This window comes from Sphingomonas jeddahensis, assembly GCF_001981525.1.
Lineage (GTDB): Bacteria > Pseudomonadota > Alphaproteobacteria > Sphingomonadales > Sphingomonadaceae > Sphingomonas > Sphingomonas jeddahensis.
Genome location: NZ_MPSB01000011.1, coordinates 34414 through 61378 on the forward strand (window position 1 = coordinate 34414; position 26965 = coordinate 61378).

The 26965-nt window shown below is 65.1% G+C and carries 20 protein-coding genes, 2 tRNA genes and 1 pseudogene; 13 read left to right on the plus strand and 10 right to left on the minus strand.

Annotated elements, in window-relative coordinates; all coding sequences use genetic code 11:
* Positions 1 to 144 precede the first annotated feature (144 nt).
* The 4 genes from SPHI_RS11535 (at position 145) to SPHI_RS11550 (ending at position 5288) form a co-directional block, all read left to right on the plus strand.
* A complete protein-coding gene (locus SPHI_RS11535) occupies positions 145 to 1125 on the plus strand; it encodes a LacI family DNA-binding transcriptional regulator (RefSeq protein WP_076745112.1) in 981 nt (326 codons plus the stop codon).
* Positions 1126 to 1128: 3 nt separating this feature from the next.
* Entirely contained in the window at positions 1129 to 2568 is a 1440-nt protein-coding gene (locus SPHI_RS11540) for a glucoamylase family protein (protein ID WP_076745113.1), read from the plus strand.
* Between the two features lie 100 nt (positions 2569 to 2668).
* Positions 2669 to 4489: a family 43 glycosylhydrolase gene (locus SPHI_RS11545; protein ID WP_076745114.1), complete on the plus strand. Its 1821-nt coding sequence runs from the start codon at positions 2669 to 2671 to the stop codon at positions 4487 to 4489.
* Positions 4490 to 4508: 19 nt separating this feature from the next.
* Positions 4509 to 5288, plus strand: a complete 780-nt coding sequence (locus tag SPHI_RS11550; RefSeq protein ID WP_076745115.1) for an SDR family NAD(P)-dependent oxidoreductase — start codon at positions 4509 to 4511, stop codon at positions 5286 to 5288.
* A gap of 1 nt (position 5289) precedes the next feature.
* Here SPHI_RS11550 and SPHI_RS11555 read toward each other — a convergent pair whose 3' ends face one another.
* The 3 genes from SPHI_RS11555 to SPHI_RS11565 all read right to left on the minus strand — a co-directional run bounded on the left by SPHI_RS11555 (position 5290) and on the right by SPHI_RS11565 (position 9650).
* Entirely contained in the window at positions 5290 to 5721 is a 432-nt protein-coding gene (locus tag SPHI_RS11555) for a PaaI family thioesterase (protein ID WP_076745116.1), read from the minus strand.
* A gap of 66 nt (positions 5722 to 5787) precedes the next feature.
* On the minus strand, positions 5788 to 7518 hold the full coding sequence (locus SPHI_RS11560; RefSeq protein ID WP_158049694.1) for a sensor domain-containing diguanylate cyclase: 1731 nt from the start codon (positions 7516 to 7518) through the stop codon (positions 5788 to 5790).
* A gap of 86 nt (positions 7519 to 7604) precedes the next feature.
* Positions 7605 to 9650 carry an NAD(+) synthase gene (locus SPHI_RS11565; protein ID WP_076745184.1) on the minus strand — a complete coding sequence of 682 codons (2046 nt, stop codon included), beginning with the start codon at positions 9648 to 9650 and terminating at the stop codon, positions 7605 to 7607.
* An 81-nt stretch (positions 9651 to 9731) separates the two neighbouring features.
* Here SPHI_RS11565 and SPHI_RS11570 point away from each other — a divergent pair, with 81 nt between their 5' ends.
* From SPHI_RS11570 to SPHI_RS15335, 3 genes and pseudogenes are all read left to right on the plus strand, one after another.
* Entirely contained in the window at positions 9732 to 12233 is a 2502-nt protein-coding gene (locus tag SPHI_RS11570) for a PAS domain-containing protein (RefSeq protein ID WP_076745118.1), read from the plus strand.
* Positions 12234 to 12328: 95 nt separating this feature from the next.
* Entirely contained in the window at positions 12329 to 13240 is a 912-nt protein-coding gene (locus SPHI_RS11575; RefSeq protein ID WP_076745119.1) for a fructose bisphosphate aldolase, read from the plus strand.
* A gap of 168 nt (positions 13241 to 13408) precedes the next feature.
* A pseudogene (locus SPHI_RS15335) lies at positions 13409 to 13911 on the plus strand (O-methyltransferase).
* 13 nt (positions 13912 to 13924) lie between these two features.
* Here SPHI_RS15335 and SPHI_RS11585 read toward each other — a convergent pair.
* A tRNA-Gly gene (locus SPHI_RS11585) sits at positions 13925 to 13998 on the minus strand.
* A 123-nt stretch (positions 13999 to 14121) separates the two neighbouring features.
* Positions 14122 to 14207 (minus strand) — tRNA-Tyr (locus tag SPHI_RS11590).
* A gap of 163 nt (positions 14208 to 14370) precedes the next feature.
* On the opposite strand from SPHI_RS11590, the gene rlmB reads away from it, so the two are divergent.
* Complete coding sequence (rlmB, locus tag SPHI_RS11595; protein ID WP_076745120.1) at positions 14371 to 15114, plus strand: 23S rRNA (guanosine(2251)-2'-O)-methyltransferase RlmB; 744 nt, start codon at positions 14371 to 14373, stop codon at positions 15112 to 15114.
* A 116-nt stretch (positions 15115 to 15230) separates the two neighbouring features.
* Here the strand turns inward: rlmB and SPHI_RS11600 are convergent, their stop codons facing one another.
* The gene (locus SPHI_RS11600) at positions 15231 to 15548 is read right to left on the minus strand and encodes a 2Fe-2S iron-sulfur cluster-binding family protein (protein ID WP_076745121.1); all 318 of its coding nucleotides are present in this window, start codon (positions 15546 to 15548) and stop codon (positions 15231 to 15233) included.
* A 54-nt stretch (positions 15549 to 15602) separates the two neighbouring features.
* Between SPHI_RS11600 and SPHI_RS11605 the strand changes: the two genes are divergently transcribed.
* The gene (locus tag SPHI_RS11605; RefSeq protein ID WP_076745122.1) at positions 15603 to 16232 is read left to right on the plus strand and encodes a DNA-3-methyladenine glycosylase family protein; all 630 of its coding nucleotides are present in this window, start codon (positions 15603 to 15605) and stop codon (positions 16230 to 16232) included.
* Positions 16233 to 16243: 11 nt separating this feature from the next.
* Here SPHI_RS11605 and SPHI_RS11610 read toward each other — a convergent pair whose 3' ends face one another.
* The gene (locus SPHI_RS11610) at positions 16244 to 16660 is read right to left on the minus strand and encodes a DUF2147 domain-containing protein (protein WP_076745185.1); all 417 of its coding nucleotides are present in this window, start codon (positions 16658 to 16660) and stop codon (positions 16244 to 16246) included.
* A gap of 125 nt (positions 16661 to 16785) precedes the next feature.
* Between SPHI_RS11610 and SPHI_RS11615 the strand changes: the two genes are divergently transcribed.
* Positions 16786 to 18099, plus strand: coding sequence for an Nramp family divalent metal transporter (locus tag SPHI_RS11615; protein ID WP_076745123.1), 1314 nt, complete (start codon positions 16786 to 16788; stop codon positions 18097 to 18099).
* A 240-nt stretch (positions 18100 to 18339) separates the two neighbouring features.
* Here SPHI_RS11615 and SPHI_RS11620 read toward each other — a convergent pair whose 3' ends face one another.
* The 3 genes from SPHI_RS11620 to SPHI_RS11630 are packed head-to-tail and all read right to left on the minus strand — an operon-like array spanning position 18340 to position 21099.
* Positions 18340 to 19119 carry a tyrosine-protein phosphatase gene (locus SPHI_RS11620; RefSeq protein WP_076745124.1) on the minus strand — a complete coding sequence of 260 codons (780 nt, stop codon included), beginning with the start codon at positions 19117 to 19119 and terminating at the stop codon, positions 18340 to 18342.
* A gap of 55 nt (positions 19120 to 19174) precedes the next feature.
* Positions 19175 to 19891, minus strand: coding sequence for a hypothetical protein (locus SPHI_RS11625; protein ID WP_233130903.1), 717 nt, complete (start codon positions 19889 to 19891; stop codon positions 19175 to 19177).
* Positions 19888 to 21099, minus strand: a complete 1212-nt coding sequence (locus SPHI_RS11630; RefSeq protein ID WP_096348763.1) for a toxic anion resistance protein — start codon at positions 21097 to 21099, stop codon at positions 19888 to 19890. The genes SPHI_RS11625 and SPHI_RS11630 overlap by 4 nt, the downstream gene beginning before the upstream one ends.
* Before the next feature lie 189 nt (positions 21100 to 21288).
* Here SPHI_RS11630 and SPHI_RS11635 point away from each other — a divergent pair, with 189 nt between their 5' ends.
* The 3 genes from SPHI_RS11635 to SPHI_RS11645 all read left to right on the plus strand — a co-directional run bounded on the left by SPHI_RS11635 (position 21289) and on the right by SPHI_RS11645 (position 26944).
* Complete coding sequence (locus SPHI_RS11635; protein WP_076745126.1) at positions 21289 to 23832, plus strand: TonB-dependent receptor; 2544 nt, start codon at positions 21289 to 21291, stop codon at positions 23830 to 23832.
* Between the two features lie 188 nt (positions 23833 to 24020).
* Entirely contained in the window at positions 24021 to 25844 is a 1824-nt protein-coding gene (typA, locus tag SPHI_RS11640) for a translational GTPase TypA (protein WP_076745127.1), read from the plus strand.
* Complete coding sequence (locus SPHI_RS11645; protein ID WP_076745128.1) at positions 25841 to 26944, plus strand: oxidoreductase; 1104 nt, start codon at positions 25841 to 25843, stop codon at positions 26942 to 26944. Before typA ends, SPHI_RS11645 begins: the two co-directional genes overlap by 4 nt.
* The last annotated feature ends 21 nt before the right edge of the window (positions 26945 to 26965 follow it).

Here is a 26965-nt window from a genome sequence, read left to right on the forward strand (position 1 = left end):
CCCCTTCGATCGCCGCACACCAGCACGGCCATGCATTGATAACGTTCACAACGGCAGCCGTCAGCGAATTATCGTTGACGCCCATGTAACCGGTTACGTATCCGCTTAGCGGACCATTTTGCAAGTCGAGAGAGGAGGGCGACGATGGCTGAAGCCACGATCCGCGACGTCGCGCGCCAGGCGGCGGTATCGGTCGCATCGGTATCCCGCGCGCTCAATGGCCTCGCCAACGTCCATCCTGACACCCGCGCCCGCGTGCTCGCAGCGGCCAAGGATCTTGGTTACGTGCCGCATGCCGGCGCCCGCAGTCTCAGCCTAGCGCGGACGCACGCCATCGGTGTGGTTCTGCCCGATCTGCACGGCGAGTTCTTCTCCGAGCTTGTCCGCGGTCTTGACCGGGAGGCGAGTGCACGCGGCTATCACCTGCTGTTGTCGAACATGCACGACAAGGGCGATCACGCCGCTCAGGCGCTGCGCACGATGCACGGGCGGGTTGACGGCCTGGTGATCATGGCGCCGCACATTGACCCGGCCGTGATCGCGGCGATGCTGCCAGCAAGGCTTCCTACCGTGACGATCAATACGCCGTCGGGGCCGGGCGGCAACGCGCTTCGCGTGGACAACCGAGCTGGCGCGGAGGCGATGGCGCATCACCTGGTTGCGCTCGGGCGTAAGCGCATCGTTCACATCGCCGGCCCGGAGGGGAACAGCGACGCGCAGGAGCGGCTCGAAGGGTTTCGTGCGGCATTGCCTTCCGACGTGGAGCTGCAGGTGCTCCCGGGCGATTTTTCCCAAGCGTCAGGGGAACAGGCGACGGAGGCGTTGCTGAAAGCAGGTGACGCGTTCGACGCGATCTTCGCGGCCAATGACATGATGGCACTTGGCGCGCTTCAGGCGCTGCGGGGAGCCGGCGTAGCCGTTCCGCAGGAAGTCGCCGTGGGCGGCTTCGACGATGTGCCGCTTGCGCGTTATCTCTCGCTCACCACCATTCGGGTGCATATGACGGAGATCGGCTCGCGCGCCGCCGCCCGGCTCATCGATGCCCTGGAAGTGCGTGGCGCGGAGCCGCTCCATGAACTCATCACGCCCGCGCTGATCGTGCGGGCCACCACTGTAACGGAGTAACCCATGCTCGATCGACGCCTGTTCCTCGCGAATGCGTCCCTTGGTCTGGCGGGGTTCGCGACGGGGTGCGCCGATCCCGCGGTGCCTGTCGCAATCAGCCCGAAGGCGCCGCCGACGCCATTGCCGGACTTCTACGGTGAGATCGAATATCGCACCTTTCGCTACTTTCGCGACACGGTGAACCCCGTGAACGGCCTTGTTCCCGATCGTTGGCCGACACCGAGCTTCGCCAGCATCGCGGCGGTCGGCTCCGCGCTCACCGTTTGGCCGATCGCGGTTGCGCGCGGCTGGATCAAGCGCGATTTGGCGCGCGATCTGACGCTGGCCACGCTGCGCTTCTTCGACACGGCTCCGCAAGGTGACGCAGCTAGCGGCACCAGCGGCCACCGGGGGTTCTTCTATCACTTCCTCGATATGAAGACGGGGCTTCGTTACAAGCAGACCGAGCTGTCGAGCGTTGACACGAGCCTGCTCCATCTCGGCATGCTTTTCGCCGCCGGCTGGTGGACCGGCGACACGCCGGAGGAGCAGGAGATCCGCCGGCTCGGTATCGACATCGTTGAGCGCGCCGAATGGCTGTGGTTCCAGAACGGACGGCCGATCGTGTCGATGGGATGGCATCCCGAAAGCGGCTTCATCGAGCGCGGCTGGGACGGATATAATGAGGGCATGATGACGGTGCTGCTCTCGCTGGGTTCGGGGCGGCACCCCGTGAACGACGGAGCGTGGGAGGCATGGTGTGCGCCGTATCCGCGTTGCTGGCGCGGGGAAGGGGAGACGCGGCACCTCGCTTTTGCTCCCCTGTTCGGCCATCAGTACAGCCACATGTGGATCGATTTTCGCGGCATCCGCGACACGGTGATGCGCGGCGCTGGGTTCGATTATTTCGAGAACAGCCGCCGGGCCACCTACGCCAACCGAGCCTATTGCATCGCCAACCCGATGCACTGGGACGGTTATTCCGCCGATTTGTGGGGCCTCACCGCTTGCGATGGCCCAGGTAATTTCAAGCTGCCGTTCAAAGGCTCGACGCGCGAATTCCACAGCTATTCCGCCCGCGGACCCCTTGGTCAGCCTGACGAGCGCGACGATGGCACGATCGCGCCGACTGCCGCGCTCGGCTCGCTGCCGTTCGCGCCCGAGATCGTCATAGCTACCGCGCGGGCGTTCATGGCGGTGCCCGGCCTTTACCGCGAATATGGCTTCGTCGATTCGTTCAATCCGAGCTTCCGCTACACTGATCAGAAGCTGCAAACGGGCAGCATGAATGCGCAGACGGGATGGGTAGCGCGTGATTATCTCGGTATTGATCAGGGGCCGATCATCATTCAGGCCGCGAACTATCGCGACGAATTCGTTTGGAAGGTGATGCGCAACTCGCCCGTGATCCGCCGCGGGCTGGAGCGCGCCGGTTTCAACGGCGGATGGCTGGCCGCGTCCTGATTTGTGGGGGCGAACCAATCCATTCGGGCATGATCGACACCAATGCCGGCAGGTTCGCGACCCGGTCCCGCGCAGCCTACATCTTCATGAGGATCCGCTGATGCGCCTTGCGGTCGCCGCCGCCCTTTTCGCCACCGCCGCGACCGGCTCAACCGCCGCACCGGGGACGCGGACCTACGCCAATCCGATCGACCTCGATTACCGCTACAATTGGGAACAGGTCAGCCAGGGCATATCCTATCGCACCGGTGCGGATCCGGCGGTCGTCCGGCACAAGGGCGCCTATTACATGGTCCAGACGCTGGCAGACGGCTATTGGCGTTCGACCGATCTCATCAACTGGACCTTTATCAAGCCCAGTATGTGGCCGATGCGCTCGGTCGTGGCGCCCGCCGTGCTGTCCGATGGCGAGCGGCTCTACATCATGCCTTCGCGCATGGAAGGTGGCGTGATCCTGGTGAGCGATGCGCCTGAGACGGGCAAGCTCGACTATCTCACCCGCCGCTCACCCGAACTGCCGAACGCGATCCGGTCAGGGCAGGAGGACTACATAAAGCCGGGCCAGATCGCCCCTGGGCCCTGGGATCCGCAGCTGTTCAAGGACGATGACGGCCGCTGGTATCTTTACTGGGGGTCGTCCAACGTCTTCCCGCTCTACGGCATCGAACTCGATCCCAAGAACCGCCTGTCCTACATCGGCAAGGCAACCGAGCCGTTCCGGCTCCATCCCGAACGTCATGGCTGGGAGCGGTTCGGCGAGGACCATTCCGGCGGCCTGCCCGATGGCACCAAGATCGCGCCCTTCATGGAGGGCGCGTGGATGACCAAGGTCGATGGCCGCTACTATCTGCAATATGGCGCGCCTGGCACCGAATATAACGCCTATGCCAATGGCGCCTATGTGGGCGCCTCGCCGCTCGGCCCGTTCACTTATCCGAACTGGAACCCTGTCGCCTACAAACCCGGCGGCTTCGTGGAAGGGGCAGGGCACGGCTCTACCTTTGCCGATGCTCACGGCAATTGGTGGAACACCGGCACGCCGTGGCTCGGCTACAATTGGACGTTCGAGCGCCGGATCGCGATGTTCCCGACCAAGTTCGAGGCCGATGGCCAGATGTGGTCCTCCACCCGCTTTGGCGATTTCCCGCACTGGATGCCGGAGGGCAAGGTCGACGATCCCACAAGCCTGTTCACCGGCTGGATGCTCTTGTCCTACAAGAAGCCGGTGGTCGCCTCATCCACGCTGCCCGGCTTTCCGGCAGAACGGATCACGGACGAGAATCCGCGCACCTTCTGGGTCGCCGCTGCTAACAAGCCGGGAGAGACGCTGACCCTCGATCTCGGCGCGACGAAGACGGTGCGTGCGTTGCAGGTGAATTTCGCTGACTACAAGTCGGGACGGTTCGCCGATGCGCCGGACATCTATACCGAGTTCCGGCTTGAGGCCTCCGCTGATGGCAAGACCTGGCGCAAGATCGCCGGAACGGAAGCACCACGCCGCGACCGACCCAATGCTTACTTTCAACTCGACCAGCCCGAACGCGCACGCTTCATCCGCTACGTCCACGGTCATGTCGGCGCGGCGAACCTCGCTGTCGCCGACATACGCGTGTTCGGCAATGCGGGCGGCAAGCCACCCGCCTCGCCGACCAGCATCACCGCGACGCGAGAGCAGGACCAGCGTAACGCCCGCATCACCTGGCAGGCGGTGAAGGGCGCGACTGGCTATAACGTGCGCTGGGGCGTCAAGCCGGATCGGCTGACCTTCACCTATCAGGTCTTCGCCGACGATGGTGTCAAGAAGGGGGTGGGCGGGCAGGACATTCGCTCGCTCAACATCGGTCAGGATTATTGGGCGACCGTCGAAGCGTTCAACGAAAGCGGCGTTTCGCCTATCGGTGCGGTGAAGCCGATTCGATAAACAGGCAAGGAGAGACCCGATGCGCCCCATTCCGCCGGTAGGTTCGCGACTTGACGGGGCGGGGGCGATTGTCACCGGCGCTGGTAGCGGAATGGGGCGGGCGACCGCTATCCTGCTCGCGCGCGCCGGCGCCAGCGTTGCCGTGACGGACGTGAGGGCCGAAACCGCACAGGCGGTGGCAGATGAAATCATGGGGGAGGGGCTCAGCGCGCGGGGCTGGGCGTTAGACGTGGCGGATCAAACCGCAATCCAGGGCGTCGTCGAAGAGACAATGGCGGCGTTCGGTGACCTATCGATCATCGTCAACAACGCCGGCATCTCCGCCAACCTGCCGATCGACGATGCCGGCTATGATGCGCAGTGGGATCGACACCTCGCAGTACTGCTCACCGCGCAGCAGCGATTAATACGCGCCGCTTTGCCGCATTTGCGCCACGCCGCGCATCCGCGCATCGTCAACATCGCGTCAACCGAGGGATTGGGCGCGACCGCAGGCTTCAGCGCCTATTCCGCCGCCAAGGCTGGCGTGATCGGCCTGACGCGCAGCCTCGCGGTGGAGCTCGGCAAATCCGGAATCACCGTCAATTGCATCTGCCCCGGCCCCGTCGAAACGGGTATGACCCAGGGCATCCCCGACGAGGCGAAGCAAGTCTATGCTGCGCGGCGCACTGCGCTGCGCCGCTACGGCTTGCCCGAGGAAGTCGCGTTCATGACCGCCAGCCTGTGCGCGCCGGCCGCGAGCTTCGTCACCGGTGCGATCATCCCGGTGGACGGCGGCCTGATGGCGCGCAACGCCTGATTTAGCCGAGCGCGACCTTTGCCGCTTGCTCCACACGGTCGCGGGCGGCGAGCATCAGGGTCGAACTGGCCTTGGCGAGCACCTTGCCGGTCGTGTCGAGCAGCCGGCCCTCGAAGAAGCAGGTGCTTCGCCCCCGCCGCTCCACCCATGCTTCGGCAACGACCAGCCCGGGCCGGGCGGGGGCAAAGAAACTGACCTTCAACTCCAGTGACATCGGCACCACGTCCGGACCACTCATCGCGATCGCCGCATGGGCCATCGCCGCGTCGATCCATCCGGTCACGAACCCGCCCTGCACGACGCCGCCCGAGTGGCACATATGCGTGCCCGCACGATATTCGAGCCGCGCCCGCCCCGCCGGATCCATCTCAACCACGCGAACGAGCCCGAGGGTCCGGCTCAGTTCATGAATCTCAGGGTCTTGGTCGCTCATGCCGAGCCTCTCCTCATTTTTTCGTGAGTGGCACAGTGTCGCACCGCGCCCGCCCCGGCAAGTCGGTCAGGCGGCAAGTGCGAGTTGGTCGCGCCCGGCATTCTTCGCGCGGTACAAGGCGCGGTCGGCCGCGCGGAGCACATCCCCGGCCGGCTGGTAATTTCGATAGGAGGCAACACCACCGCTGACAGTGACAGAGATCGTCCTATCGTCGATCCGCACCCTTGCCTCGCCCACCGCGCGGCGCACGCGATCGCAGACGAGGCGCGCCTGGTCGATCGTCGCCTCCGGCAGCACCACCGCGAATTCCTCACCGCCGAGCCTGGCAACCACATCCTGGTCACGCACACTGGACCGGGCCAATGCCGCGAACCGCCGAAGCACTTCATCCCCGGCGGCATGGCCGTAGGTATCGTTGACGTGCTTGAAGTGATCGAGGTCAAACAACGCAACGCATCCGGCGCCGCCTGCGGTCAGCCGCTTGGCCAGTTCCTCGTCCAGCCCGCGACGATTGATCAGGCCGGTCAGCGGGTCGGTCAGCGCGGCACGGGTGAGCCGCTCCTCATGCGCCTTTCTGAGGGTGATATCGCGAATGGCGCTCACCACCCCGGTAACGTTGCCTTCGTGGTCCACCACAGCGCGGCTGTGCGTTTCGAACCAGCGTGCCTCGCCGTTGATCTGGGGGCCCCGGAATTCCACGATTGTAACGGTGTCTGGCTCTGCAATGGTCTGGTGGAACGAGGCGGTGGCCCGGGCGATATCTCGATCGTGCAACAAGGCGCTCATCGGTTTTCCGATCAATGCCTCAGGCTCGCGGCCGCTTAGCTGCCGGATCGATGCGGACACGAACCGGAGCCGCCCCTCAAGATCGATGTTGACCACGATGTCTGTCGTGTTCTCGGTCAAAACGCGATAACGCGCTTCACTTTCGCGAAGGCGGCTGAACAGGTCGGCGCGCTGCTGTAGTTCGGCATTGGCAGGCAGGATCGTCAACATCGTGCAAGCGATGTAGAGCTGCAGGAACTGCATCTTCGCGCCGATCGGGGCATTGAGTAGCCCAATCGGACCATGGCCATCTAGCGTCAGTGCGCCGCCGATCAGCGCGAGGATGACGATCGAGGCAGCCGTGGACAGCGGACCACCGCGAAATGTCGCAAGCACGATCGGCAGCATCGGCAGAAACAGCAGCGGCAGATGATCCTGCACGAAGGTGATGAAGCTCACCAACGCGACTAAAATCACGAGAGCTAACAGTTCGATCAACTTGGCTCGGTCCATCCGCGTGATCAGGCGGGCGGCGTCCCCGCGCAAGACCAGCATGAAGATCGGCATGAAGGCGAGCGTGCCGAGTGCGTGACCGCTATACCATTGAAGCGCGCTGCGAAGAAATGGCTGGCTCATGATCGCCGCAGCCAATCCGCCGCCGAGCACCGCGGAGATCAACGGCGCAACGATCCCGGTACCCGCTACGAACACGATCAGCCAACCGTGAGAATCGAGCACAGCCTGTTGGCGCGCGAACCGGTGCAGCAACCACGCCCCGATCGCAGCTTCCATCACGTTGATGATGGCGAGCGGACCCGCGAGGGACGGGCCAAACCCCCAAATCGAAGTCGTCAGGACGCTGGCAACGAGGCAGGCTGCAATGGGAATTGGCCAACGGCGCACCGGCAGGGTCGTGAGGCGCGCGGTGAGCAGCGCGGTGGCGATCCAGAGAAACGCGACACCACCGTCGAAGCGCGTCAGCCAAATCGTGGCAGCGGACAAAATGAAATATCCGCCACCCAGCAGCACCATCGACATCGCTCTGGGTAGCTGTCCGCTCGTCATCCGCCGCAGTTAGGGCACAGGGGTAAACGCCCCGTTGCCACGGCGCGAAATGATCAAGGGCCGTTCGCCGCCAGTTCCGCCAGCCAGGATTTCGCGGTGCCATCGGAGGGGGCGCGCCAGTCACCACGTGGCGACACAGCGCCGCCGGCCGACACCTTCGGGGAATTCGGCAGCGCCGATCGCTTGAACTGGCTGGTCTGGAAAAAGCGGACGCAGAAGCGTTCCAGCCACAGCTTCACCGTTTCGAGATCATAGGCGGTCCGCGCGGCTTCCGGATAGCCGATGGGCCAGCGCCCCGCTTCAATATCGCGCCATGCGTGCCAAGCGAGAAAGGCGATCTTCGACGGGGCAAGGCCGTGGCGGATCACATAATGGGCGTAGAAGTCGTTCAGCGCATAGGGCCCGATTTTGTCCTCGGTGCTCTGCATCGCGCCGTTCTCGTCGGCGGGCACCAGCTCGGGCGAGATCTCCTGCGCCAGGATGGCCTCCAGCACGGCGTCCGTCTCCGGGTCATATTGATCGGTTGCAATGCACCAGCGGATCAGAAACTGGATCAGCGTCTTGGGCACGCCGGCATTCACGCCGTAGTGGCTCATGTGGTCACCGACACCATAGGTGCACCAGCCAAGCGCCAGTTCGCTGAGGTCACCGGTGCCGACGACGATGCCGTTGCGCTGGTTGGCGAGGCGGAAAAGATAGTCGGTGCGTAGCCCCGCCTGCACATTTTCGAACGTCACGTCATACACCGGCTCGCCGCGACCGAAGGGATGGCCCATCCCCTCGAGCATAGTGCGCGCGGCGGGCCGGATATCGATTTCCTCGGCGGTGATGCCAAGCGCGCGCATCAGGCGCCAGGCATTGCCCTTGGTGCCTTCGCTGGTAGCAAAGCCGGGCATGGTGAAGCCGAGGATGTCGGTGCGGGGCTTCCCGAGCCGGTCGAGCGCTTTGGCCGCCACGATCAAGGCGTGGGTGGAGTCCAACCCGCCCGACACCCCGATCACCAGCTTCTCGACACCAGTGGCGGAAACCCGCTTGAGCAAACCCTCGACCTGGATGTTGAATGCTTCGTAGCAATCTTCGTCCAGCCGCGCTGGCGTATCCGGCACGAACGGAAAGCGGCGGATCGCGCGTTTCAATCCGACGTCGGCGAAGTCGGGTTGGTGCTCGAACGTGACCCGGCGGAAGCGCGTTTCGGGATGGCCGGAAAAAGTTGCCGCGTCCCCGAACGTACCGTTGCGGAGCCGCTCCTGAATCAGCCGCTCGCAATCCACGTCGGCGATCACCAATTCTGGCTCAAGCGCAAAGCGAGTGGATTCGACGAGCAACTCGCCCAATTCATGCACGGTGCCCTGACCGTCCCAGGCGAGATCGGTGGTGCTCTCACCCGGTCCGGCGGCCGAATAGACATAGGCGCACACCGCGCGCGTCGATTGCGCCGCGGACAGCATCATCCGCTCACGCGACTTGCCGATCACGACGTTGGAGGCAGACAGGTTGCAGCACACCAATGCTCCCGCCAACGCGCCGGCGGTCGAGGGCGGGGTGGGCGACCAATAATCTTCGCAGATCTCCGCGTGGAAGATGAAGTGCGGCAGGTCCGACGCAGCAAAGATCAGGTCGACGCCGAACGGCACCGTCTGTCCGCCGATCTGGATGGTCAGGCCGGAAAGGCCCGCGCCGCTCGCAAACCAGCGCTTCTCGTAATATTCGCGGTAATTGGGCAGGAAGGTTTTTGGCACCACGCCCAGGACTCGCCCGCGCACAATCGCCACCGCGCAATTGTACACTCGCCCATTCCGCGGCAGCGCGGCGCCGACGAGGATGACGGGGCGCAGGTCGGTAGTGGCAACGGCGACCTCCAGGAGCGCCTGAACGGTCGCGTCATGCTGTGCGGTCTGCAGGTGCAAATCGTCGATCGCATAGGAGGTGATGTTCAGTTCCGGGAACACCACCAGATCGACTGCTTCGTCATGCGCGCGCTTGGCCAGCGCGATCGTCGCCGCAGCGTTGGCCGCCGTGTCGCCGACACTCGCGGTGGGGGTCGCCGAGCCTACGCGGACCATGCGATGGTGATGGATGGAGCTGAACCGTGCCTGCATCAGGAAATCGTTACCCTTGTTTTGCGCGCTGCGCCAACGATCGACCTTTGCGTGGCCTTTCACCTGGTCTAGGCAGTAGCAATGATCGATCCGTCGCCTGACAACGGTCGTCTCGCCGCTTTGTTCGCGGCCGGTGGCGATATGGGGCGGATGATCAACGCCCATGATTGGTCCACATCGCCGCTGGGGCCGCCGGAGTGCTGGCCGGAAGCGCTCGTCACCACGGTGGGGCTGATGCTCCCCGCCGGAACCGAGATCGTGCTGTTCTGGGGGCCGGATTACTGCGCGCTCTACAACGATGCCTATGCGCCGACGATCGGTGACAAGCATCCGCGCGCGCTGGGGCGGCCAGCACGCGAATCCTGGACAGAGCTGTGGGACGATCTCGAACCAATGCTGCGCCACGTGCGCGAAACGGGCGAGACATTCAGCGCCAAGGACCGGCCCTTCTACATCGAGCGATCGGGTTATGGTGAGGAGGTCTATTTTGATATCTCCTTTTCCGCGGTCCGCCTGGTCGATGGCAGCGTTGGTGGCGTTCTGTGCATCGTGTCGGAAACAACCGACCGCGTCCGTGCTGCGCGCGAGATGCAAGCGGATCGCGCGCGGCTTGCGCGGATGTTCGATCAGGCGCCCAGCTTCATGGCAGTGCTGAGCCAGCCCGGGCATGTGATCGAACTGGCCAACGCATCGTTCCAGCAACTGGTCGGCCGGGCCGATCTGGTCGGCAAGACGCTTGATGTTGCGCTTCCCGAAGTCGCGCAGCAGGGGTTCATTGATTTGCTCGACCGGGTCGTGGCGAGCGGGGAGGCGTATCGCGGCGAGAATGTTCGCCTGCAGCTTCAACGCGAGGCGCTGGCTCCGGCCGAGGACCGGGTGCTGGACTTCATTTACCAGCCACTGAGCGATTCCCAGGGTAACGTGGCAGCGGTGTTTGTCGAAGGCATCGACGTCACGGAGCGGGAGCGGCGCGCGCATGCGCTGCGCGAAAGCGAAACGCGTTTCCGCCTGCTCGCCGACAGCCTGCCGGCACTGGTGTGGATCAACGATGCGAGCGGCCGTTTGCTGTTCGCCAATCAAGCGTTCGAGTCGTTGCTGAACGTCGCGCCGGCGACCCTTCAGGAGCGCGGCTGGGACTGCATCGTCCATCGCGATGATCTGCGCGACTTCCAGACGTTCGGCCGCCGGCGTCTGGCGCAGCCGCGCGAATTCTCACGCGACGTGCGGCTCTGCACGGCCGATGGAGAAATCCGCTGGTTCCATGTCGAGGCGCGGCCGCGAAGTTTCGGCGAGACGTTCGAAGGCTATGTCGGCTGCGGGGTGGACGTGACCGACGCGCATGCGGTCGGCGAAGCACTGGAACGGCGGGTGGAGGAGCGCACCGCCGCGCTCACGGAGCAAATAGCCGAGCGTGAACAGGTCGAAGCCACGCTCGCCCAGATGCAGCGACTGGAGGCGATCGGCCAGCTGACCTCCGGCGTCGCGCACGATTTCAACAATCTGCTGACGGTGGTGCTCGGTAACATCGCGATGGTCGAACGTACCATCGAGCGCGCCAGCATCGACGGCAAGACACGCCAGCGGCTGGAGCATGTGCGCACCGCGGCCGAGCGCGGCGCCAAGCTGACCGCGCAATTGCTGGCTTTTTCCCGTCGTCAGCGGCTCGAATCGCGTGCTGTCTCGCTCAATGAGATCGTGGGTGGCATGCGCGATCTGCTGCAAAGCACGCTGGGCGGCGGCGTGGCAGTCGCCGCTGATCTCGCGCCCGATCTTTGGCCGGCCCTGGTCGATCCGACGCAGATCGAACTCATCATCCTCAATCTCGCGATCAATGCTCGCGATGCCATGGACGGCGGCGGCGCGTTGACGGTTTCCACGCGCAACGTGACACTCGACGCACCGGCAAGCAGCGAGGAGCCTGCGGCAGGTGATTACGTCGCCGTGCTCGTCTCGGACACCGGTAGCGGGATGAGCGAAGAAATTCGTGCCAAGGCGTTTGAACCGTTCTTTACCACCAAGGAGGTCGGCAAGGGATCCGGGCTGGGCCTCGCGCAGGTCTATGGCTTCGCCAAACAGTCAGGCGGCGGTGTACGGATCGACAGCGTCCTGGGAGTGGGGACGACGGTGAGCGTTTACCTGCCCCGCGCCGCCTCAGCCTCAGCCGTGGCTGTCGAGCCGACCGGCGGCGAGAATGCGGGCGGGTCAATCGAAGGGCGGCTGGTGCTCGTCGTCGATGATGACGATGCGGTGCGCGGCGTCACTGCGGACGAACTGCGCAGCGCCGGATGCCGGGTGATCGAGGCAAGCGATGGCGCTGGCGGGCTCGCCGCATTGGAGGCCGAACATGGAATCGAGGCGGCGATCGCGGATTTCGCGATGCCTGGGATGAACGGCGCCGAATTCGCGCGCAGGGCGCTCGAACAGCGCCCTGCGCTGCCAATCGTGTTCGTCACCGGCTATGCCGATCTCTCCGCACTGGCGCATGTGCCGGAAGAAAACGTGATACAGAAGCCCTATGCCGCGGGTGTGATCGCTGATCGCTTGCGGATGCTGATCGATCCGGCGGAAGAGCCAGCCAGCTAGCGTCACGAGGCATGTTGCGGTGCAACTAGCCGAATCGGCGACGCCGGCTTAGGGCGAACGAAAGAAAGCAAATCAGCAAGAGGGGAAAGCCGATCATGACGCCTGCCGAGATGTCCGCGAAGATCGCCGCTGGCGAGGGTTTCATTGCCGCACTGGACCAGTCGGGTGGCTCAACCCCCAAGGCACTGAAGGGCTATGGCATCGAGGAAGGCGCCTGGTCGAACGATGAGGAGATGTTCGGCCTGATCCACGACATGCGCGCGCGGATCATCACCTCGCCCGCCTTCACCGGTGACAAGGTGATCGGTGCGATCCTGTTCGAGCGCACCATGGACGGCGAGGCCGGCGGCAAGCCGGTGCCGCAGGCGTTGCAGGATCGCGGCGTCGTCCCGTTCCTCAAGATCGACAAGGGGCTGGAGGAGGAGGCGAATGGCGTTCAGCTGATGAAGCCGATGCCCGGCCTCGACGTGCTGCTCGATCGCGCCGCCAAGCTCGGCATATTCGGCACCAAGGAGCGCTCGGTCATCAACCTCGCCAATCGCGAAGGGATCGCCGCGGTCGTGGCGCAACAGTTCGAGGTCGCGCAGCAGGTGCTGTCGCACGGCCTGATGCCGATCATCGAGCCGGAAGTGAACATCAAGAGCGCCGAGCGTGCCGAGGCGGACGCGATCCTGCTCGACGAACTGACCAAGGCGCTCGATGCCATGCCGGGCGACGCCAAGGTCATGCTGAAGCTCTCCTTGCCGACCAAGCCCGACCTGTTCCTGCCGCTGGTCGAGCACCCGCGCGTGCTTCGCGTGGTTGCGCTGTCGGGCGGTTTCAAGCGTCCGGAAGCCTGCGTCGAGCTCGCCAAGAACCATGGCGTGATCGCCAGCTTCAGCCGCGCGCTGCTTGAGGATCTGCGCCACGGTATGAACGACGCGGAGTTTGATGCTTCGCTGGGCGCTGCGATCGAAGAGATTTGGGCGGCATCGGCGCGCAAGTCGCCGGTCTCCGCCGCGGCCTGAACAATCATGGTCGACCGCAAGGTCGATCCGGCCCCAGGATGGACGGCGATGGACGATTAAATCGTCGATCGCCTCCTTCCCGACGATCCGGCATTCGTCCGCGCCGCCAACGTTGCAGCCGGGCTGCCCGACATTGACGTCTCGGCGCCGCAGGGCAAGTTTCTGCATTTGCTCGCCCGTGCCTCCGGCGCGCAGCGCGTGCTCGAAGTAGGGACGCTTGGCGGCTATTCGACCGTTTGGCTCGCGCGCGCAGTGGGCGAGGGCGGCTGCGTCGTTTCCCTGGAGATTGATCCGCATCACGCGGCCGTAGCGGAGCGGAACTTGGTGGCGGCCGGCCTGGCGGAGAAGGTTACGGTGCTCGTCGGCCCAGCCGTCGACACGCTGGCGAGGCTCATGGTACGTTCGACCTCGTCTTCATCGACGCCGACAAGCCATCAGACGTCGCCTATCTGCGCCAGGCGCTTCGGCTATCCCGTCCGGGCACGGTGATCGTGATCGACAATGTCGTGCGAGAGGGCGACGTGCTCGACGCGGCGTCCGTCGATCCGCGAGTGCAGGGAACCCGCGCGCTGTTCAACGCGATCGCTGCCGAGCCGCGGCTCAGCGCCACCGCCATTCAGACCGTCGGTACCAAGAAGTGGGATGGCTTTCTGCTGGCCATCGTTGATTGATCGCGCAGCAGGGTGGAGCGGGTAACGGGAATCGAACCCGTGTATTCAGCTTGGAAGGCTGCTGCACTACCATTGTGCTATACCCGCAACGCCGTTGCGCCGCGTAAGCCCTGCCACGAGCGATGACGCTTGGTCAACTGCCATGCCGCGCCAGGTGAGGGTGATCGTTCGATGCGAACACCCGATCATCTCTCTCCATCGCGGAGAGAATGGTGGAAGGGACTGGATTCGAACCAGTGTACACTTGCGTGGGCAGATTTACAGTCTGCTGCCTTTAACCACTCGGCCACCCTTCCACAGGGCCGCTTCGTCAAAGCGAGGGCGCCCAATGCCGAAGCAAAGCCGTGCTGTCAACGCGCTGTCATCATGGTTGCGCGCATTCTTTCACGCGCATAGCAGCGGGACGCCACAGGCGCCGGTCGGATCGATCGCGCAGAGGGCTTTGAAGGAGACAGACTGATGGCCCGCCGTGGACATCGCCCGAGCCAGGCACCGGCCGGCCGCCCGCGTTTTTGGGGGCGGCACGCCGTAATGGCAGCGCTGGCCAATCCCGAGCGCAATGTGCGCAAGCTATGGGGCACGCGTGAGGCGCTGGCCGGCGTCGAGCTGCCCTCGACGCTGCCGGTGGTCTATGCCGATGTCGCCGATCTCGGCCGCATGGTGCCGGGCGATGCGCCGCATCAGGGATTGGTGGCGGAGGTTGATCCGCTGGAAGAGATCTGGCTGGGTGATCTTATCGCGCAAGGTCGCGACGATCGCCGCCCCCTTATTGTGCTCGATCAGGTCACCGATCCGCATAATGTCGGCGCGGTGCTCCGGTCGGCAGCGGCTTTCGACGCGCTCGGCATCGTTACGCAGGATCGCCATGCACCGCCTGAATCGGGTGCGCTGGCGCGTGCCGCCTCAGGTGCGCTGGAGACGGTTCCCTGGGTGCGCGTCGTGAATCTCGCCCGCGCGCTGGAGGAGATTGCAGAAGCCGGCTTCTGGCGCATCGGGCTGACCGGACATGCGACGCAGACGCTGGGGGAAACGATGGGCGAGGGCCGTCTCGCGATCGTGCTTGGCGCAGAGGGCGAGGGAATGCGGCAGAATACCGAGGCGCATTGCGACCAGCTGGCGAAGCTGCCGATCAGCCCCAAGGTTGAGAGCCTCAATGTATCCAACGCCGCGGCGATCGCGCTCTACGCGGCGGCTACGCGGTAGGCGCGAGGTAGCTCCGCTCCTTTCCGGGCAGGGTTGGTTTAGCACGAAGACCCACGCTTGTGCGGACAGACCCTCACCCCGACCCTCTCCCCCGCGGGGGGGAGAGGGAGCAGTATTCAATCTTCCTCGGCGATCCGCACCTTCAGCCCGTCGAGTTCCGGCCCGAACGGCAGCTGGCACGACAGGCGCGAATATTCGTCCCGCGTGCTGGACGAATCGAGCAGGTCGTTCTCGTCCTCGCTGATCGGCGGCAGTTTGGCCGCAAACTCCGGGTCGACATGAATATGGCAGGTGGCGCAGCTGCAGCAGCCGCCACATAGCGCCAGGATTTCATCGATGCCGCCGTCGCGGATCACTTCCATCACCGACAGCCCCGCTGCGCCGTCGATTTCCCGTTCTTCCCCATCGCGCAACGTGACGATAAGCTTGGACATCATGCTCTCCCCGCAGGTTTCCCCTTCCCTTGCCGATGTTCAGGGTCGCCCGCAATGGGGCTGAGCGAGGCTGAACTGCGCGCGAGCGTCGATGCGTTGGGCGTGATCGAGCCGCGCTTCGCCGCCGCGCTGGCGCGGGTCGGCTATCCCCCTACGCGTATTCGCGAGCGCGGCCACGCCACGCTGATGCGCACCATCGTCGGCCAGCAGGTCAGTGTGAAGGCCGCTGACGCTATGTGGCGCAAGCTGACGGAGGTGATTGGTGATCCGGTTGATCTCGAACGGGTCTTAGCGGCAAGCGACGAAGATCTGCGCGCGGCGGGTATGTCACGGCAGAAATCGAGCTATCTGCGCAGCCTGGCGGAGGAAGTAACGAGTGGCCGCCTCGATTTCACCCACCTCTCGGCGGATGACGAGGAAGCCGTCGCGCAACTCGTGCGGGTGAAGGGGATCGGCCGCTGGTCGGCGGAAATCTACCTGCTGTTCGCGGAAGGTCGGCCAGATATCTGGCCGGCGGGCGATTTGGCGGTGCAGATCGAGATCGGGCGTATTCTCGACCTTGAAAGCCGACCCGGCGAAAAGCTGATGCGTGAACTCGCCGAACTCTGGCGGCCGCATCGCGGCGCGGCGGCGATCTTCGCGTGGCACCATTATGGTGCGGGTGCCGCTGCCGCGCCCGTCTGACGCGGCTCAGATCACCGCGCGGACTTCCACGTCTGCGTCTGACAAATGAAAGCTACGCAGCCCTTTACCTTTAACGTGCCATCCGCCGCGCGCGAGACGATCGACTTGTAAGTCTTTCCGTTACGCGGATCGTAGATCCGACCGCGCCAGTCGTCTCCCGCATCGCTGAACCCCGACAGGATCGGCATGCCCACGATCGCCCGGCTGCGTAGTTTTGCGTCAGGGTTGTTGACGTCGGTCGCCGCGGCGCCCGAGCGCTGCTTGAGTACCGCGGCAATCCTCCCGCAGGTGCTGCTTCCGCACGGACCCACTTGGACGATGGCGCTGCCGTCCTCCGTGATCCAGCGGCCAGCAATCGGCTGGGCGGCATTTGCGGCGCCGGCGAGGGTAAGCGCCCCAAGTGCGGCAGCGATGCGGGTGATTGTCATGCGGCTGTTATCGGCGGGCGCCGGTAAACGGACAATGGTCAATCTGCGATTTGGATGACCTGCATTGTAGAGCTTCGACTTGTACATGGTTGAAACCGATCGCTTGCTCCCGCATTGCTTTGCCGATGACACCTCCCGCTGCCGAGCTGATGCGATCGCTGCCCGAGGTTCACGCCTCCATCCGCATTCCCGAGGGCGCGGGGTTCTGGCGCCGATTGTTGGCGTTCGCCGGGCCGGGCTGGCTCGTCGCGGTTGGCTATATGGACCCAGGCAACTGGGCGACCGACATCGCGGGCGGCTCGGCATTCGGCTACACGTTGCTCAGCGTCATCCTGCTGTCGAACCTAATGGCGATCGTCCTTCAGGCCCTGTCGGCGCGGCTCGGCGTCGGGGCAGGGCTCGATCTCGCCCAGGCTTGCCGCCGCCAATACTCACGGCCCGTGTCGCTGGTGCTGTGGGTGCTGTGCGAGATTGCGATCGTCGCCTGCGACTTGGCCGAGGTGCTGGGAACGGCAATCGCGCTGAAGCTGCTGTTCGGCATGCCGCTGGTTGCGGGCGTATGCGTGACGGCGCTCGACGTTTTCCTGATCTTGGCGCTGCAACGCTACGGTTTTCGCCGGTTGGAGGCGTTTGTCGCCGCGTTGTTGATCGTGATTGCAGGTTGTTTCGCATTCGAGCTGTTTTGGGCGGGGCCGGATTGGAGCGCTGCGGCCGCGGGACTCGTGCCGTCGGCGGAAATCGTCAGCAACCCGCTCATGCTGTATATCGCGATCGGCATCCTGGGTGCGACGGTGATGCCGCACAACCTCTACCTGCATTCCGCGATCGTCCAGACCCGCGCGGTAGGATCAGGGACCGCAGCCAAGCGCGACGCCCTGAAGATGGCGACGATCGATTCGACCGTCAGTCTGGGGCTCGCGTTTTTCATCAACGCGGCGATCCTGGTGTTGGCGGCGGCGACCTTCCATGTCGCGGGCCGCACTGAAGTGGCGGAGATCGAAGAAGCGCACCAGCTGCTCGCGCCGATGCTGGGCGTGGGCGCAGCGAGTGCGGTGTTCGCCATCGCTCTGCTGGCGAGCGGACAGAATTCCACTGTCACCGGCACGCTCGCCGGGCAAATCGTCATGGAAGGGTTTCTCGAGATCCGCCTGCCGATGTGGTTGCGGCGGCTCATCACGCGCGGGCTGGCGATCGTTCCGGCCGTGGCAGGGGTCATCATCGCCGGTGATTCCGGCGCGACACAGTTGCTGGTGCTAAGCCAGGTGGTGCTGAGCCTCCAGTTACCGTTCGCGGTGCTGCCGCTGGTGGCGTTCACGGCAAGCAAGCGGCTGATGGGGCCGCTGGTGGCACCGTGGTGGCTGGTGGCGCTCGCCTGGGGGATCGCGGCGGTGATCGTGTGCCTGAACGGATGGATGTTGTGGGGGTTGATCGCGGGCTGATTGTTTGTGGAAGGCGCCAGGACGATCGTGTTCACGCGAAGCCGCGAAGGAGTGATTGTTCGCGCGGAGGCGCGAAGAACGCAGAGAGGGTGCGTTCGCGGCGATCAACCGCACTTAACGAACATGCGAACGGACGCAGTTGCCAGAAGCGAGGCGCCTGCCGCAAACGCAACGCCTTCGCGTCTTCGCGCCTTCGCGTGAACCGACAACCACGATGGCCCGAACGAAAGCGGGCCGGCGTTAAGCGACCAGCCGCTCCCGCAACGCCGCGCGCCGCGCCGCGTCCACGCCCAACACCTCTTCCGCGTAGCGCTCCGTCGAACCGTACCGCTCCGCGATCGAGCGGGTGGCGGTGTGGAGGTAATCCGCATCCACCCCCATGAGCATCACGATCGCCTCGTCGGTGATCTGCGCGCCATAACGCTCGCGGATCGACTCGCCCGCCGCCGCGATGCGGCGCTGCTGGTTCCCCGCTTCGTTGGTGAGGAGGTAGTCGGCCATTACGTCATCTTCGTGCACGCCGAGCAGACGATGGAGGAGGCCCGCGGCCAGGCCGGTGCGATCCTTGCCGGCGAGGCAATGGAGGAGGCTTGCGCCATCGCGTGTTGCCAGCGCCTCGAAATACAGGGTGAGCGAGCGGATCAGCACGTCGCGGAACGGCATGTTGACGTACAGCTTCGTCATTGCCGCCTTCGCCTCGGCGGCGGTGGTGATGCCCTGGCCCGCCTCCTCGTGGGGTGCGAGCTCGGATCCCGCAGTCTCCCCCGGCGCGAAGAGGACGAGCCCGTCGAACTCGTCATGGCGTAGGCACGGCATCGTCTGACGCTCGCTGTCGCCGCGCAAGTCAATCACCGTGGTGATGCCGAGTTCTGCGACACCGGCGAGGTCTGCTGGCGTGGCTCCGCCATGTTGCCCAGAGCGCCAGAGCACGCCCTCTTTCAGCCGGCCATCACGCGCGGCATAGCCGCCGTAATCGCGGAAGTTGTGGATGCCTTCGAAGATACGGACACGGTCTTTCATGCACGACTCGCTAGCGCATCGGCGTGACAATGTCGCGTCGATTAAGCGAATTGGCTTAGGTGGCGTCGCCGTCCTTGTACTTCATCTCCAGGAACCGACCGCGCGTTTCCAGCGAATCGAGATCGCCACGCGCCAGTTCCTCGCTCATCTGGCCGATCTCGCGCTCGATCAGTTCCAGCCCTTCGACTAGCTGGCGATCGGGCGTCTTTCCGTTGCGCTCAGCCCCCCGCAGTTCGACCGGCACGCGCTGGTAGTCGCGGATGAAATCGGGCAGCTGTTCGGCCACCAGCCGGCGGATGTCCGCACCGACCGGCGCGCCATCATCCAACGCCTGCAACTGCTTGCCGAGCGTGTCGAGCCGCAGCCCGATGCGATCCGCCACTTGCACTGCGGGGGCGGGCAGGGCGGGGCGCTGCGCGTCCAGCCAGCGCGTCGTCTGCATCGGCAGCGCCTTGAGGTCGCTCTTGACCAGCTTTTCGTGAGTGACGGGCCGTGGGCCGGGCGCGAACGCGATCGCAAGCGTCACCGCCATCATTACCAGGACGACGGCGAGCGCGCCGAAAATGCCGAGCGGCATGATCGCCAGCCCGATGATGGCCGCTGCCAGCAGAATGATGACGTTGGCAGCGCCGATGGCAGCCGCGCGCTTCGCCACGCTGCGGCGAGGCCGCGAGCGCCGCGTCGTTGCCGGCATGTCGAACGATTGCAGCCGCACGCGATCCAGCGTGCCGCGCGCGCGCGCCAGTGCCTGGTCGGTCTCGTGCGAGATCACAGCGCCTCCAGCTTGAACGTCTCGGGCGAGGAACCGAGCCGGTTCTGCGACGCCCCCTCTGCCCGCGCGATATAGCCGCGCGACTTTTCCACTTCGGTCGATAGCGTCGTCACCGTGGTTTTCATCGAATCGAGCGCCTTCAGCTTGAAGGTGTCGATGGCGTCCATCGTGTCATAGATGTTCTGGAACGCGCGCTGCAGCGTCTCAAGCGGCACCGCCGAGGACGATGCCTGTTCGTGGATTCGGGCGGTATTCTCGCGCAGCAGCTTGCCGGTCGAATCGATGATGTTCGCCGTGGTGGTGTTGAGCTGCGTGATCTGTTCCAGCACCAGTTTCTGGTTGGTCATCGCCTGCGCCACCGTCACCGCGGTGCGCAGCGCCGCCACGGTGGTGGTGGAGGCGCGATCGACGCCCTTGATCAGTTCGACATTGTTCTTCTTCACCAGATCCAGCGCGAGATAGCCCTGCACCGTCACCGCCATCTGCGTCAGCAGGTCCTGCGTGCGCTGGCGGGCGTAGAAGAGCGCGCTTTCGCGGATCGCCTTGGCCTTCGCCGGATCGGTCGCGTCGAGCTCGTTGGCCTTGTCCTCCAGCTTGCTGTCGAGCATCTTCGACATCTGGATCATCTGTTCCAGCTTGCCCATCGCCGACCATAGGTTCGCGCGCTCGGTATCGATCGAGGCATTGTCCATCAGCAGCTCGTCCTTGCCGGACGCGAGGCTCTTCAGGATCGAAGAAATGTGCGTCTGGCTGGACTTGTAGCTGTCGAAATAGTTGCGCGCCTTGTTGCCGAACGGGATCAGGCCGAAAAGCTTCTGCGGCGCGGTGAGATTGCCCTTCTTGCCGGGATCGAGATCTTCCACCACGCGGCGCAGCTGTGCCAGATCCTTGCCGACACCCGTCTCCTGATCCATCGCCCGCACCGGACGATCGAGGAAGCGGTTGGACTGGCCAGCGGCGTCGCGGATTTCCTTGGCGCCCATGTTGGTGATCGCATCCACCACCTTGCCGAATTCAGGGCTGTTGGCGTCACGCTCCATCAACTGCTGGACCGCATAATCCGCGCGCTCCTCCAGCTTCGACTTCACGCCTTCCTCGACCGGCACTAGCCCGGCGGCTTTCTCGGTCGCCACTGTCGGCACCGGATCGGGCGGTGTCAGCTTCAGCGCCGGCTCGGTCGCGGTGGTCGTGTCCGGGTTCGTCGCCATCAATGTCCTCCAACGTCCCCACCACGATGGCGGCAGACGGGTGTTCGTTCAAGTGTATCAGGTATATAATACGCTCATGCCTGTGGCGCAAAGCCTACAGCCCGCAGGGAAACGCACGAAGCTGTAACAAAGCTGCCATGCTGGCGGCATAGCGGCGGCGCCAGAAATCAGGATCAAAAGGGAATTACCATGAACCGCGCACTTGGCGGCGGCGTCGTCGCGATGCTGCTCGCCTGCACCTCGACGGCAGCACTCGCGCAGTCCGAGCCTGCGCCGGCCGACGCTGCGAACGACATCGTCGTCACCGCGCAGCTGCGGGAACAGGGTGCGACCGAGGTGCCGATCGCGCTGAGCGTCGTCGATGACGAACAGCTCGCGCGCCTCGGCCTGTACGAATTCTCGCAGGTCGCGCGCTTCGTGCCCGGCTTCGTGGTGCAGAACCAGTCGCCCAACAACCCCGGCTTCGTGATGCGCGGCATTACGTCCGACAGCGGCACCGCGACCGAGGAACCGCGCGTGTCGGTGTTCCAGGATGGCGTGTCGATTTCCAAGTCGCGCGGCTCATACGTCGAGCTGTTCGACATGGAGCGTGTCGAGGTGGCCAAGGGCCCGCAATCGACGCTCTACGGCCGCGGCGCGCTGATCGGCGCGGTGAACCTCGTCCAGAACAAGGCCAAGCTCGATACCTATGAAGCGGCGGGCATGGTCTCCTATGGCAATTACGACGCGCTGATCGGCGAGGGCATGGTTAACCTGCCGGTGGGGGAGGGCATGGCGGTGCGCGTCGCCGGCCGTATTCGCCAGCGTGACGGCTATGTCGAGAATCTGCTCGGCGGCGAGGATTTCAACTCGGTCGATACCAAGGCGATTCGCGGCAGCTTCCATGGCGAGAAGGGAGCGCTGACGTTCGACCTGATCGGCAATTACCAGCGTGACAAGGCCGCGGGCACTGCGTTCAAGTCGATCGCCTATAACCCAACCAACCCGACGACGGGCGAAGTGATCGGTACGCGCAGCCGCTACAGCGGCGCGGCGCTGGCGCCGACGGCCGGTATCGAGAACGGCAAGGATCTCGGCCTCGATCGTCAGGTCTGGGGCATCACTGGCATCACCGGGCTGGAGCTGGGGCAGGGGCTGAACCTCACCTCCATCACCGCCTTCCGCCGCTTCGATTCGCTGGAGGTGTTCGACATCGATGGCCTGTCGCTGCCGATCCTTCAGGCCGCCGAGGACGCGCACGGCAAGCAGTTCAGCCAGGAACTGCGCCTCAACTTTGAATCCGATCGCGTCAGCGCCTTTGTCGGCGCCAGCTACTTCCACGAGGACGGCCGCCAGCGCGTGCCCACCGCTTATGATGAGCGGATGACGCTGGCGCAGCTCGCCGGCGCGCTGAACGGTGGCGGCGCCATTCCCGGCCGTGCGGCGACCGATCCGGCGCCCGCCGCGCTGTTCGGCAACACCGCCTTCACCCGCACGTTGCTGCAGGGCGTGGCGCAGGGCTACGGCCTGGTGCTGCCGACCGCGCTGGCGCAGGGGCTCGCGGCGAACCTCAAGCCGTCGCACGTCGAAACCAACACCAATGGTTCGCGTACCGATGCGATCGACGTCTTCGGCGACGTGACCTTCCGGCTGTCCGACCAGTTTGAGATCGGCGGCGGCCTGCGCTACACCCATGATGACAAGCGCAGCACGTACAGCGCCGCGGTGGTCAACGGCCGCTCGATCCTCGGCGGCCTGATCGGCTCGCTGACCCAACCGGCGGCGATCCGTAATCAGCTACTCGCCGGCCTCGCCACGCCGGGCGCGGCCAACATCCCGCTCTCGCCACTGTTCCCGGTCCCGCTGTTCGGCATCTCCTCGCAGCCGACCGCCGGCAATGGCGGCGTGGACAGGGCGGAGCTCGACAATGGCGGCTTCTCGTGGCGCGCCACCGCGCGTTACACGCCGAGCGACGCGGTCAACATCTACGCCACCTATGCGCGTGGCCGTCGTCCGCAGGTGCTGGCGGCCTCCGGCCCCGCCGCGCCGTTCGGGGCGGCCGAGTTCGAGGTGCTGCCGAGCGAGACGGTCGACAGCTTCGAGCTGGGCGCCAAGACCGCGCTGCTCAACCGTACCCTGTTCGCTGACGGCTCAGTGTTCTTTTACCAGTATGACAATTTCCAGACGACGGTACTGGAGGGGACGCAGTTCATCCCGACCAACGCGGGCAAGGCCGAAAGCTACGGCTTCGAAGGCCAGCTGCGCTGGGTGCCAAGCGACGTCGTGACCCTGTTCGCGACCTATGGCTACAACCACAGCCGCTTTAAGTCCGGCATCCGTGACGGCAATCGCTTCCGCCTCTCGCCGGACCATCTCGCCTCCGCCGGCGCGATCGTCGGCGTGCCATTGGGTGCCGGCAAGATCACCTTCTCGCCCTCGGTCACCTATCAGTCGCGCGTCTTCTTCGACGACGACAACGACCGGTCGGATCTTCAGCAGCGCCCCGGCCGGCTGGTGCCGGACAACCTCGTCGACGAGACGCAGAAGGGCTATGCGCTGGTCAACGCGCGCATCGGCTATGCCGCGCCGAACGATGCCTGGCGGCTGGAGGCGTTCATCGAGAACGCGTTTGACCAGAATTACATCATCGATGCGGGCAATTCGGGCGACAACCTCGGCTTGCCGACGTTTATCGCCGGCACTCCGCGCTTCTACGGCGTTCAGGCGAGCTTCCGCTTCGGCGGGCGCAACTGACGGCCCGGCGGTCGCGCCTCCCGGTCCAGGAAGTCGGGGTTCAGGGTCGACAAAGGCCCGACGACCGCCTGGACCGGCGCTGCGAACGCCCACGCCGGCCCGTATTTTCACCCCACTGGCGTTCGCGCGCGCTTTCGTCTAAGCGCGCCGCGACCCCGCGCCGGGCCGCGGCCATTCCAGGATAAATGATGCAACTGCGCAACATCGCCATCATCGCGCACGTCGATCATGGCAAAACCACTCTCGTCGACCAGCTCTTCCGCCAGTCGGGCACCTTCCGAGACAACCAGCGCATCGAAGAGCGCGCGATGGATTCGAACGATCTCGAGAAGGAGCGCGGGATCACCATCCTTGCCAAGCCGACCTCGATCGAGTGGGAAGGCACGCGCATCAACATCGTCGATACGCCGGGCCACGCGGATTTCGGCGGCGAAGTGGAGCGCATCCTCTCGATGGTGGACGGCGTGATCCTGCTGGTCGACTCGTCCGAAGGCGCGATGCCGCAGACGAAGTTCGTGACCGGCAAGGCGCTGGCGCTCGGCCTGCGCCCGATCGTGGTGGTCAACAAGGTCGACCGCCCCGACCAGCGCATCCAGGAAGTGCTGGATGAGGTGTTCGACCTGTTCGTCAGCCTCGACGCGACTGACGAGCAGCTCGACTTCCCGGTGCTCTACGCCTCGGGCCGCAATGGCTATGCCAGCGAGGATCCCGACCGCCGCGAGGGCACGCTGACCCCGCTGTTCCAGAAGATCGTCGATCACGTGCCGCCGCCGGCGCTCGACGTCGACGCGCCCTTCACCTTCCTGGTGACGCTGCTCGATCGCGACAACTTCCTGGGCCGCGTGCTGACGGGCCGCGTCACGTCGGGCACCGTGAAGGTGAATCAGCCGATCCACGCGCTCGACATGGACGGCAAGGTGATCGAGACCGGCCGCGCCTCCAAGATCATGACCTTCCAGGGCCTCGAGCGCGTGCCGACCGACGAAGCGCGCGCGGGCGACATCATCAGCCTCGCGGGCCTCGCGGTCGCCACCGTGTCGAACACCATTGCCGACACCAGCGTCACCGAGCCGATCCAGGCGCAGCCGATCGATCCGCCGACGCTGTCGATGCGCTTCGCCGTGAACGACTCGCCGATGGCGGGCCGCGAGGGCAGCAAGGTGACGAGCCGCATGATCCGCGACCGTCTGTTCCGCGAAGCCGAATCGAACGTCGCCATCAAGGTGACCGAATCGTCCGACCGCGACAGCTATGAAGTCGCTGGCCGCGGCGAACTTCAGCTCGGCGTGCTGATCGAGACGATGCGCCGCGAGGGCTTCGAGCTTGGCATCAGCCGCCCGCGCGTGCTGTTCCGCGAAGACGAGAACGGCAAGCGCACCGAGCCGTACGAGACCGTCATCATCGACGTGGACGAGGAATATTCGGGCACGGTCGTGGAGAAGATGAACCTGCGCAAGGCCGAGATGACCGACATGCGCCCGTCGGGTGGCGGCAAGACGCGCATCACCTTCTCCGCGCCCTCGCGCGGCATGATCGGCTACCATGGCGAGTTCCTGTCGGACACGCGCGGTACCGGCATCATGAACCGGCTGTTTGAAAAGTATGGCCCGCACAAGGGCGCGATCGAGGGCCGCAAGAACGGCGTGCTGATCTCCAACGGCGCTGGCGAGGCACAGGGCTATGCGCTTGGCCCGCTTGAGGCTCGCGGCATCTTGTTCGTCGGCCATGGTGAGGCGCTCTATGAGGGCATGATCATCGGCGAAAACGCCAAGACGGAAGACCTCGAGGTCAACCCGATGAAGGCCAAGCAGCTGACCAATTTCCGCGCGTCGGGCGGCAAAGACGATGCGATCCGTCTCACCCCGCCGAAGAAGATGACGCTGGAACAGGCGATTGCGTACATCGACGACGACGAGATGGTCGAGGTGACCCCCAAGACGATCCGTCTGCGCAAGCGCTTCCTCGATCCGAACGAGCGCAAGCGCAACAAGCGGTCCGCCGAAGCGGCGTGAGTGCTGCGCCGGCCAGCGCCGACCCGGTACGCGTCGGCCTGATCGGCTATGGTTACGCGGGGCGTGTATTCCACGCCCCGCTGATTGCAGCGAGCGACGGGATTGAGCTGATCGCCGTCGCCTCGTCGCGCCCCGAAGCGGTGCGCGAGTCTTTCGCCGGCGTGGCGGTTGAGCCGACACCTGCGGGGTTGATCGCGCGCGACGACATCGACTTGATCGTCATCGCCAGTCCGAATGACAGCCACGCACCGCTGGCGCGAGCAGCGCTTCAGGCGGGCAAGCATGTCGTCGTGGACAAGCCGTTCGCGCTTTCGCTGGATGAGGCGCGAAGCGTATGCGCCGCGGCAGAGCGGGCCGGGCGGCTCTTGGCCGTGTTCCACAATCGACGCTGGGACAGCGACTTTCTCAGCGTTCGCGCCGCGATCGAGCGCGGAGATGCCGGACAGGTCGCGCACTTCGAAAGCCACTTCGACCGGTTTCGGCCCGAGGTCCGCGATCGCTGGCGCGAGCGTGCGGGCGGGGGCGGCGGGATCTGGTATGATCTCGGCCCGCACCTGATCGATCAGGCGCTTCAATTGTTCGGCCTGCCCGACGTGGTCGAGGCGAGCCTGGCGGCGCTGCGGCCCGGTGCGAATGCCGACGACTGGGCACATGCCGTGCTACATTATCCCGACAGGCGGGTGATTCTTCATGCCAGCATGCTGGCGGCGGGTGGCAGCGCTAGGTTCATCGCTCATGGCACGGACGGCAGCCTCGTCAAGCAGCGCGGCGATCAGCAGGAGGCGCAGCTGCTCGCCGGCATGGTCCCCGGGGCGGCAGGCTGGGGTGAGGATAACGATCCGCTCAGGCTCTACCGCGCGGACGATTGCCGCACGCTGCCGCTAGTCGCCGGCGACCAACGCACCTTTTACTGCGGCGTGGCGCATGCGATCAGCGGCACCGGGCCGAACCCGGTGCCGCCGATCGAGGCGCTGGCGGTGATGGCTGTGATCGAGGCTGGTTTGAGCGCGTCTGCGGACCGCTGCGCAACACCGCTGGATCTTACTCCCGCAGAACGCGCGATGTTCGCCGTCGGCAGGCGCGCCAGCGGCCAAACGTAGCGGCCGTCGCGAGCGCTGAAG